At 61.4% G+C, this 10,326-nt stretch carries 7 protein-coding genes; 3 read left to right on the forward strand and 4 right to left on the reverse strand.

The features are described from left to right. Positions 1-16: 16 nt before the first annotated feature. Positions 17-2,746 (reverse strand): cation-translocating P-type ATPase, encoded by a 2,730-nt coding sequence (locus JNL86_06710; GenBank protein MBL8042593.1) that lies wholly within the window; start codon positions 2,744-2,746, stop codon positions 17-19. A 291-nt stretch (positions 2,747-3,037) separates the two neighbouring features. On the opposite strand from JNL86_06710, the gene JNL86_06715 reads away from it, so the two are divergent. Next, positions 3,038-3,490: a hypothetical protein gene (locus JNL86_06715; protein ID MBL8042594.1), complete on the forward strand. Its 453-nt coding sequence runs from the start codon at positions 3,038-3,040 to the stop codon at positions 3,488-3,490. Between the two features lie 22 nt (positions 3,491-3,512). Here JNL86_06715 and JNL86_06720 read toward each other — a convergent pair whose 3' ends face one another. Beyond that, positions 3,513-4,124 (reverse strand): hypothetical protein, encoded by a 612-nt coding sequence (locus JNL86_06720; protein MBL8042595.1) that lies wholly within the window; start codon positions 4,122-4,124, stop codon positions 3,513-3,515. Positions 4,125-4,517: 393 nt separating this feature from the next. Between JNL86_06720 and JNL86_06725 the strand changes: the two genes are divergently transcribed. Together JNL86_06725 and JNL86_06730 are read left to right on the forward strand one after the other, a co-directional pair. Next, positions 4,518-5,507 carry a tetratricopeptide repeat protein gene (locus JNL86_06725; GenBank protein MBL8042596.1) on the forward strand — a complete coding sequence of 330 codons (990 nt, stop codon included), beginning with the start codon at positions 4,518-4,520 and terminating at the stop codon, positions 5,505-5,507. 49 nt (positions 5,508-5,556) lie between these two features. Further along, positions 5,557-5,925, forward strand: coding sequence for a PilZ domain-containing protein (locus JNL86_06730; GenBank protein ID MBL8042597.1), 369 nt, complete (start codon positions 5,557-5,559; stop codon positions 5,923-5,925). A 193-nt stretch (positions 5,926-6,118) separates the two neighbouring features. On the opposite strand, the gene JNL86_06735 is transcribed toward JNL86_06730, so the two are convergent. Together JNL86_06735 and mgtA are read right to left on the reverse strand one after the other, a co-directional pair. Then, on the reverse strand, positions 6,119-7,642 hold the full coding sequence (locus JNL86_06735) for a response regulator (GenBank protein ID MBL8042598.1): 1,524 nt from the start codon (positions 7,640-7,642) through the stop codon (positions 6,119-6,121). Positions 7,643-7,787: 145 nt separating this feature from the next. Continuing rightward, positions 7,788-10,313, reverse strand: a complete 2,526-nt coding sequence (mgtA, locus tag JNL86_06740; GenBank protein MBL8042599.1) for a magnesium-translocating P-type ATPase — start codon at positions 10,311-10,313, stop codon at positions 7,788-7,790. Between the last annotated feature and the right edge of the window lie 13 nt (positions 10,314-10,326).

A 10,326-nucleotide genomic window follows, 5' to 3' on the forward strand; every position in this document is an offset into this window, starting at 1 on the left:
ATTTCGCGACGAACCGTCATGAATAGTGCGGGCTAGCCGTTTCCTGACACCCCCTTCGAGCGCGACTCCAGGCCTTCCACAACTCCATGATCAGGAACGGTAGCGTCCCCAACCCGGCGATCACTGCCCATTCGTCGGCCCGCAGAGGCACGACTTTAAAAATCTCCTGCCCCCAGGGACTCACCAGAATGCCCGCCTGCAAGAGCGCCGAGACCAGCACGGCGCCCACCAGCATCGGATTGCTCGCCACCCCGATCTGAAACAGCGAGTACCGATCATGGCGGCAGGTAAAGGCGTGAAGAAATTGTACCCAGACCAGCGTGGTAAAGGTCATCGTTCGCGCGAATGGCACTTCATCTTTCACGATCGACAGCGCGATACCAAAGACCGCCAGAGTCGCCACGGCCATCACCAGGCCCTGCACGCAGACCGTGAGAAATCGGCGCCGGTCGAGCAACGGGGCCTGCGGGTCTCGAGGCGGCCGCTTCATCACATCGGGGGCTGCTGGATCGACGGCGAGGGCGAGGGCGGGAAACCCGTCTGTCACCAGATTGATCCAGAGAATGTGGATCGGAAGCAGCGGCAGCGGCCACCCCAGGACCGTGCTCCCCAGCATCACCAGGACCTCGCTCAAATTGCACGACAACAGATAGTGAACGGATTTGCGAATGTTGGCATAGATACTGCGCCCTTCTTCAACCGCGGCGGCGATGGAGGCGAAGTTGTCGTCGGTCACGACCATATCCGACGCATCCTTGGTCACATCCGTCCCGGTCACTCCCATGGCAATCCCGATGTCCGCCTCGCGCACCGCCGGCGCATCATTGACACCGTCTCCGGTCATCGCCACCACCGCACCTTGTGCGCGCCAGGCCCTGACGATACGAAGTTTGTGTTCCGCCGACACTCTCGCGTACACAGACACGGTCCGCACCCGCGCGGCCAGCTCCGCATCGGTTAAGGCATTCAGTTCAAGGCCGGACAGAGCCTGCGTCGGGCCGCTCGCAAAGCCCGCCTCCCGTGCGATGGCCAACGCCGTGTCCTTATGATCGCCGGTGATCATGACCGTCGCGATCCCCGCGGACCGGCAGAGCTCGACCGCCGATTTCGCCTCAGGGCGCAAGGGGTCTTTCATGGCCGCCAACCCCAGAAAGCACAAGCGCTGTTCCAGCACCTCAGGCTCGAACGACGCCGGCTCCGGATCGAGGACCCGCTGTGCGAACGCCACCACCCGTAGCGCCCGCTGCGCGAACTGCTGATTGCGTGAGAGGATCGCTTGGCGCAGGGGTTCCGTGAGCGGCCGCCGCTCCCCGGTTTCCGTCACATAGTCATCACACCGGCCGAGCAACACATCCGGCGCACCCTTCACATACGCGACAGGTCGCCCCTGCGATCGCCGTACCACCGTCATCATCTTGCGATCAGAGTCGAACGGGAGTTCTCCCAACAAGGGCTGTTCCCGCTCCAACTCCTCTTTCCACCACCCACCCTTTCCACCCGCAACGAGCAGAGCGCCCTCGGTGGGGTCGCCGACGACCGTCCACTTGCCGTCAGCCCGTTTCAATGACGCGCCGTTACACAAGAGCGCTGTCCAGAGCAGCTCACGCAGCGCGCCTTCACGAGGATCACCGCCGACGATCTCGCCCGCCGGCGCATACCCTTCCCCGGTCACCTCGATCACACGGTCATCGAGGGCCACTTGCGTGACCGTCATTTCGTTCTTGGTCAGAGTCCCGGTCTTGTCGGTGCAGATCACCGTCGCCGCACCCAACGTTTCCACCGCCGGCAAGCGACGAATGAGCGCGTGCCGCTTGACCATGCGCATCACCCCCAACGCGAGCGTCGTCGTCACGATCGCCGGCAGACCTTCAGGAATCGCCGCCACCGCCAGACTGACCGCCGTCAGAAACATGTCGAACAGCGGCTCACCTCGCCACACTCCCAGCCCGAACACCACCAGCACGATTCCCAGCGAGAGCGCCAACAGTACATGGCCGAACTGCTCCAGCCGACGTTGCAGCGGAGTGGGCTCGACCGGCACCGCAGTCATCAAGGTCGCAATGCGCCCCAACTCGGTGCCGCTGCCGATCGCCACGACAACCGCCCGCCCCTTTCCACCCGTGACGGTGGTCCCCATGAAGAGCAGATTTCGTTGGTCCGCAAGGGGAAGGTCGCTGTCGGGCAATGCCGCACTCAGCTTCTCAACCGGCGTGGATTCACCGGTCAGCGCGGCTTCTTGCGTGCGCAGGCTCGCAGCCTGGAGCAACCGGGCATCCGCTGGGACGTGGTCGCCCGCCTCCACATCGACGATGTCGCCCGGCACTAACTCCGTCGAAGACAGGTTGAGCCGCGTTCCACCGCGAACCACTCGCGCATAGGTCACGGCCAGGGTGCGCAACGCCGCCAGCGATTGTTCGGCTCGATACTCTTGAAGAAATCCCAACAGCCCATTCAACAACACGATGGCGAGAATGGCACCGGCATCGACCCACTCTCCCAAAAGGCCGGAGACCACCGCAGCCCCGACCAGCACCCAAACGATGAGGCTCGTAAATTGTGCGGCCAACATCTGCCAGAGAGAAGGCGGCAGCGCTTCGGGCAATTCGTTGCGGCCGTTCGACGCACGACGGCGCGTGGCTTCTTCCTCGGTGAGCCCCACGGCCGGGTCGACACCGAACTCCCGGCCAATCTCGTCCTGCGACCGGGCATACCATCGGGGGCGATGGGGCTGTTGCTGGTCAGCCATAGGTAGTGCCGCTTCCTTCCCGTTTCTCTGGTCTCAATTCCCTACGTACAGTTCCCGCCACCGCTCAATGCAGGCTGCCGTGCCACTTTCTGGCGATAAATCAATGACTTCAACCAGATCCACGCTGGGGAGGAAAGTTTTTCCGCCGGCCGACAGGCTGAGGGCTCAATCCCAGCGCAAACTCGCCGATACAGTATCCACAAAGGACGGAGCGCGGCCCGAGAAGGGCATGATTCCTGTGGTGGGAACAACCGTCGCTAGAAGCTGTGGATTTGTGAGAACGGGTGATATATGACACGCTCCTCCTGGTCGACTCCGCATCCGCTACCGGAGAATCTTCGCCGCAGCCTCAAGGAACTCCGCCACGGCCTGCTCGGCCTGCACAAATGCCTAATCGTCTCGGAACAAGTCACGTATGAACGTATCTACGGCCGCATCGCCTCGGCAGGACAACTCTTGCAACTGGTGATGAACGATCCCTGGTTCGCCTGGCTCCATCCCTTGTCACATCTCGTCGTCCGCATCGATGTCGTCCTTGAAGATCAGGAGGAGACCACGATTGAAACCGCGCAGGACCTGCTGGTGGAAGCGCGCCACATGCTGCGACCTTCCGAAGAAGGCGACGGCTTCGAGCGCAGCTACTACGAAGCCTTGCAGCGGACTCCGGATGTCGTGCTCGCCCACGCCAGCGTGAAGAAACTGCTCAGCACGGCCACGACCGACGCCTCCGCCGCTGCAGCCTAACCGATCCTGACGGCCCACAACATCAAAACAACGGATGGTGCGGGGAAGAAGAAAAGGGTGCCGAGCGAGGCGCGTTTCCCCGATTCCCGAGAAATCGCCATCCCTGCTTGTCCCGAACGAGATAGTGCACCTCTTGAAACCAACTATCCAGCGTCACGCGGGCGCCTGACTGCACCTCCGTACCGTACAAGCCGCCGGTACAGGTCAGTTCCACCCGAAGGCCTTCCTCGCTCCGTACCACCTTCATGTCGGAAAAGAGATGCGTCGACGATAAGGCGCGATAGTGCTCGAAGACTTCGCCCCAGATCCGCTCCACATCCGCGAGATGTAGGCCGTGGTAGTTGTACTCCGGCGCGTAAAACTGCATCAGGACGGCACGATCCTGCTTCTCCAACGCCTGCTCAGCGCGATTGAACGCCATCAGCACCTCTTTGACGGTGGAATCGGCCTGTACTGCCTTGGCCCCATTGACCGTCTTTCCCTCACGCGTCAGCACCATGTCGGGAAGCACTTGCACGGCCGCGAGAGCGAATCCCTCTGCCTGGCACCACGCGAGCGCGGCGGACAGCCAGAGGATTCGCCTTGTCCACCAGGCGACACCGAATCCGACCTGGGCCCTGCATGATTCTCGCATCGTGAGTCCTCTCCTCTCAGGATCGCTCGACGGTTCACCGCGACACACATACATCCTTCCCGAAGACTATGCAACGCCGGCACCGGTGAAGACCTGAGGGCCGGAACATCTCCCTGTTGACTCGACTCCTGCCGCAGACGATACCCATGGCCTTTCCCAAGAGAGTCGCCCTTGCCACAATGTCCGGCATTTGAAACCAAAGACCACAGTCCGGACTGCCGACTGGCGCATGATGCCACAGGTGACCGACAGAGCACGGGCAGCGACACCTCCCGCCTGACGGGATGATGTGCGCCGCTTTTATGCTTTTGCTTTGGTCGCCGCAGTGGGGACGATACACTACAGTGACCGCATTCGCCTCACCGTGCGGTGAACAGCAGATCCGGGAATCGCATGCCGCTGTCAACCAAACCGTTTCTCGCGTTCGCACTCATTCTGACACTCGTCGCAGGTGGTCCCGCCGTTGCGGAGGATGGTCCTCAGCTGGTGACGCTCGCCCTCATCGACACCCCCTGGGCAATGCGCCTCGATGTCACCGGATTTCATGTGCAGGTCGACGGCGTGAAACCGGACGGCCGGCGATATCTCCTCGCGACAGATGAAGTCCATTCGATCCAACTCTCTGTCACGCTCGAAACAGTCACCGGACACGCAACGGAGCAGGGCTGTCTCCTCCACCTGGAGCGTGTCGCCAAGACGACCCTGTCATCCGCCACCCAAGGCCTTGTTCGCGACAGCCTCCATCACTTCAGCGTCCTCGAATACGTACGTCCTGCAAATGATGCGGGCCAGGCCGAGCAGCACCATCTCCTGGCCTGTACCGGCAAAGACGACGTGTATGCCGACGTTCATCTTTCGCAAACCCGCAGCCCTGGCGACGAGACGGCCTCGCTACAGCCCCTGCTGCACCGTCTCACCATCGTCGGGGCACCGACGCCCAGCAGCCTCGATCACTTCCGTGCAGGCAGTGCGCCTTACCTGTTGGGACGATTCACCCTGGCCATCCCGCACTATGAACAGGCGCTGCTGCTTGAACAGGCCAATCCGACATTGGATCGTCCGCTATGGCAATTGCTCGTCCACCATCTCGGCACGGCCTACGGCCGGACGGGAAACTTCGGGCAGGCGAAAGCGACCTTCGACTACGGCCTTTCGAAGGAGCCGGCGAATCCGATGTGGCATTACGAACTCGCACGCACCTATGCGGGGATGAACGACCGGGAAAAGACGATGCACTCTCTGGGTGCCGCCTTCTTTTACCATCACGACCGGCGGAGCGACGAACGCATGCCGGACCCCAGACAAGACGTGGCATTCGCCCGCTTCATGTTGGATCCGGCCTTTCGACGGTTGGCGGAATCACTCATGCAACCGGCTATTTGAAAACAATCGCGTCCAGCACACCGACAGCAGCTCACGGAAGGATACGGGAATGGCCAAGCGGAAGAGCACGAGAGTGGAGATGAATCGACCGATCGAGGTGCAAGGTGCACGAGGGGCCAGCCAGGGTATCGTGCGGGATTTCTCTCCGGGAGGCTGCCGGATCCAGCAAGAGAATGCGAAGGTGAATTGTGGGATGCGCTTGACCCTGCGGATCTCCCTGCCGGACCGCATCGACCCCATCGAAATCAAACCCGCCGTCGTCACCTGGGTCGGCAAGGACGCCTTCGGCGTGGAATTTATGAACCTTTCCGCGGAAACTCGGGCGCGGGTGAAAGCCGTCTACGAGTTGCTGCTGGAAGCGCAGACTGCACACGAGGCCGAGCGGGTCATCTCTCTTCCCGGCGTCACCTGGCGCTAACCATCGACAGGCTCATCAACACTCGACGTCGCCCACCGAAGTCTGTCCCGCACCTCACGCGTCATCGCTGAACAACCATCGCACGCCCGGTCGCCATCGGCGCAGACCTCCCGCACCGCCCTTCGGTGCGTACGGACTCCGGTCGATTCACGTTGATCGCGAGGTAATCTGCGAGACGGCACGGAGGATGGAATCAGGCCTTGGGGGAGCGGGCTCGCAGGAGGAGTTCAGCCACCTTGTCGATGATCGCCTTGGGCAAAAATGGTTTCTGCAGATAGGCGGCCTCGGCATCGACCCCATGCGCACCCAACATGTCTCCGGCATAACCGGAGATGTACAACACCTGAATGTCGGGGAACATCGTCCTTGCACCCTGCGCCAACACGGCAGCTTTCATTCTCGGCAGGATCACGTCCGTGATCAACAGGTCGCAGCCTCCCTTGCGTAGCTGCAACATCTGCAACGCCTCCACCCCGTCTGCCGCCGCCAGCACTTCGTACCCCTGGTCGCGAAGCACCGCCGACACCAGGCGTCGAATACCCTCGTCGTCTTCCACCAGCAGAATGGTCGCAGAGGTTTCCGGTTTCGGGCGCGACGCCGCAACCTGTTCGGCCTCGGCCGCCTGAGACGGCACTCGCGGAAACATGACTGTGAAACGCGACCCCCTGCCTAACTGACTGGTCACATCAATGTAACCGCGGCTTTCCTTCACGATACCATACACCGTCGCCAGTCCCAGTCCTGTCCCCTTGTCCAATGCCTTCGTGCTGAAGAATGGTTCAAAAATATGCTTCAACGTCTCGGGATCGATCCCGGATCCGGTATCCTCGACGACCAGTTTGACGAACGGACCGGGAACCGCGCCCGGATGGGTCCGAACATAGGAGTCGTCCAGATCCGCGTTGCCTGTTTCGATGGTCAGAATCCCTCCGTCGGCCATGGCATCGCGAGCATTCAGTGCCAGATTGAGCAACACCTGCTCGATCTGCACCGGATCTCCCAACACGTGCCCTGCCTGGGGATCGAGCACAATCACCGTCTGGATCTGCTCCCCGATCAGCCGGCGTAAAATATCTTCCATGTCGCGGATCAGCGTATTGAGGGGCACGTCCCGCTGTTCCAAAACCTGACGGCGGCTGAAGGTCAGCAGCTTCTTCGTCAACGCCGCGGCACGAGTGCCCGCCTGCCCGATCACCTCGACTTCATGATGGCAGGGGTGCGACCCCAACTGCTGAGTGACCCGATGTGCGTGGCCGATCACGACCATGAGCAGGTTATTGAAATCGTGGGCAATGCCGGCCGCGAGCCGACCCAGCGCCTCCATCTTCTGGGACTGCCGCGCGCTCTGCTCGTCCTGCTTGCGCAGGGTCAAGTCCACGATGGTTTCGATGACGTGTACCCGACCATCGACAGTCGGAGCCTTTGCCCAATGCACCAAGAGCCGGCGTCCGTCCGGCATCTCCACCTGCTCCGAAACCACGTCATCCTTAGTGAGGGCCTCGGGCATACGGCAAAATTCGCACGGTGCCGCCTTCCCGGCGATTTTTTCATAGCAGTGCGCGCCGGCCATGTCGCCGAAGGTCCCCAGACTGGTCCGGTTTTGAAACTGCACGGCATGGTCAGCGGGATTGATGACCGTCACCACCACCGGCTGCGAGTTCAGCAGCACCTGGGGATCATACGAACGACCATCGGACGATTGGGGAGAGCCGGTCATGAGCGTCCTCGTGTGAATCGAAAGATGGGGAAACAGCAGGATGCACGCGCTTCTTTGGTTGTACTACAACAGCCCGTACAGTCAAGGAGATGATCGATTGCATGGGCGCAGATCGTAGGAATTTGCGAAGGCCTTCCGCCGCCCCTTAGTTGCCGTTCTTCACCTTCCCGTAAAATAGGAGCTTCGCCAACTCCGCCGCACCGACATAGGCAACCAGAATGCCGATCAACACCGCCCAAAACATGGGCGGCAGGGGCTCAAATCCCAACAGCCTGCCAAGCGGCGTGACCGGCAACAGCACCGTCGTCAGGCCGACGAAGAGCGTCGACAACAACAACCCCGTTGACGGACGACTGCTTGCACAGGGCCGCCTCGTCCGAATCACCAACACGATCAGCGAGGCCGACAACACCGATTCGACGAACCAGCCGGTACGAAACTGACCGGTCGTCGAATGCAACACCAGCAGCAACACGGCGAACGTCAGGTAGTCAAAGAGTGAGCTGACGAATCCAAACGTCAACATGAAGCGGCGAATGAACGGAATGTCCCAGCGCCTCGGTCGGTCGATCAGCTCGGGATCGACATGGTCGGTGGCGATGGTCATTTCCGGGATGTCGGTGAGGACGTTCGTCAGCAGGATCTGTTTGGGCAACAGGGGGAGAAACGGCAAGAACAGCGAGGCACCGGCCATACTGAACATATTGCCGAAATTCGCGCTCGTGGCCATGAACACATATTTCAGGGTATTCGCGAAGGTCTTGCGCCCCTCGCGCACTCCTTCCACCAACACGCTCAAATCGTGCTCCAGCAGGACAAGATCGGCGGCGTCTTTCGCAACATCCACCGCCTGATCAACGGAAATGCCGACATCGGCGGCGTGCAGCGCCGGCGCGTCGTTGATCCCGTCACCGAGATACCCGACCACGTGGCCTGATGCCCGCAACGCGTGAATGATCCGCTCCTTTTGATTCGGTTCGATTTCGGCAAAGATATCAATCTCGGAAGCTCTGGCGCGCAACGCATCCTCGCTCATCCCACGCAGATCGTTCCCGGTGAGCAGGCGCGGATCCGTCAGACCGATCTTCTGCCCCACGTGCGCCGCTACAAGCGCCTGATCTCCCGTCACGATCTTCAACGCCACGCCAAGCCGCTTGAGTGCCCCCACGGTCTCGGCAATGCCGGTCTTGGGAGGGTCGGCGAAAACCAGCAGACCGAGAAAGGTCATTCCCGTCTCGTGCTCTTTGGAGACATGCTCGAGTCTCCCCATGTCCCGGCAGGCCAGGCCGATCGTGCGAAACCCCTGTCCGCTCAATACGCGAACCTGCTCCCTCACCGAACGGCGAAGGTGCTCGATCGGCACAAGAGCCCCGTCGCGCTGCTCCGCATGGAGACACACAGCCAGCATGCTGTCGACCGCCCCTTTGGTGATCAACAGGTGCGTCTCCGGAGTGGCGACCAGAATCGAGAGCCGCTTGCGCACGAAATCATAGGGCTCTTCCTCCAATTTACAGTACCCGGCCAGTTCGAAACTTCGATGTCGCCGTAACGCCTCATCCAACGGATTCGGAAATCCCGTTTCGAATACCGCGTTCAAATAGCCGAGAAACAGCACTCGTTCACTCGACTCACCATCCACGTTGAGGGCGGCCTGAAGCCGCATGGACCCTTCGGTCAACGTGCCGGTCTTGTCGGAGCATAAGACGTTCATGCTGCCGAAGTTCTCGATCGAGGCAAGGCGTTTCACGACGACCTGTCGCTCGGCCATACGCTTCGCACCATGGGAGAGATTCACGCTGATGATGGCCGGCAGTAATTGCGGCGTCAGCCCCACCGCCAGTGCCATGGAGAAGAGAAAGGATTCGAGGACCGGGCGCTCGAGATAGACGTTCACCGCAAAGATGGCGAACACGAGAAGAAGGGTCACCTCCAGCAGGAGGTAGCCGAAGCGCCGCACACCGCGCTCGAATTCGGTCTCCGGCGGCCGTACCGTCATACGGTGGGCAACGCGACCGAATTCGGTCTCTTTCCCAACCTTCACGATCACCGCACGGGCCTGGCCGCTCACGACATGCGTCCCCAGAAACAGGCTGTTCGTCCGCTGCGGCAAGGGAACGTCCCCGGAAAGCGTCGACGTCGATTTTTCGACCGGATAGGTCTCACCCGTCAACGTCGCCTCGTCGACGAAGAGATCCTTGGCCTCCAGAAGCCGCGCATCGGCAGGAAGGCTGGAGCCGGCGGACAATTCCACGACATCGCCCGGCACGACCGTATCCGCCGCCACCTCGACCACCTGACCATCCCGCCGCACGCGAGCCGTGACTTGCACAAGGGCCAGCAGCCCGGCCACGGCGCGCGCCGCGCGATACTCTTGCCGAAAACTCAGCAGCGCACTGGCCAGGATGATCCCGAGGATGATCAGGGCATCACTGCGCTCCGCGAGAAACAGCGACACACCGGAAGCACACAGCAGAATGAGGATGATCGGGCTGCGGAATTGGGCGAACAGCACACGAAACGGCTGGCTGTCACGCCTGGGCTTCAGCCTAGAGGGTACGGCGGCAGCCAGTCGTCGATCCGCCTCGGCAACGGAGAGGCCCTCCCGCGTGACAGCCAGTTCACGGAGCAGCGCATCTTCGTGACATGCCCAGAAAGGGTTCCCGTTCAGCATGACACCAGGCATC

Source organism: Nitrospira sp., assembly GCA_016788885.1.
Taxonomy (GTDB): Bacteria; Nitrospirota; Nitrospiria; order Nitrospirales; family Nitrospiraceae; genus Nitrospira_A.

Coding starts and splice junctions, on each gene's coding strand:
- JNL86_06710 (MBL8042593.1), bottom strand. CDS start 2,746: ATGGCTGACCAGCAACAGCCCCATCGCCCCCGATGGTATGCCCGGTCG.
- JNL86_06715 (MBL8042594.1), top strand. CDS start 3,038: ATGACACGCTCCTCCTGGTCGACTCCGCATCCGCTACCGGAGAATCTT.
- JNL86_06720 (MBL8042595.1), bottom strand. CDS start 4,124: ATGCGAGAATCATGCAGGGCCCAGGTCGGATTCGGTGTCGCCTGGTGG.
- JNL86_06725 (MBL8042596.1), top strand. CDS start 4,518: ATGCCGCTGTCAACCAAACCGTTTCTCGCGTTCGCACTCATTCTGACA.
- JNL86_06730 (MBL8042597.1), top strand. CDS start 5,557: ATGGCCAAGCGGAAGAGCACGAGAGTGGAGATGAATCGACCGATCGAG.
- JNL86_06735 (MBL8042598.1), bottom strand. CDS start 7,642: ATGACCGGCTCTCCCCAATCGTCCGATGGTCGTTCGTATGATCCCCAG.
- mgtA (MBL8042599.1), bottom strand. CDS start 10,313: ATGCTGAACGGGAACCCTTTCTGGGCATGTCACGAAGATGCGCTGCTC.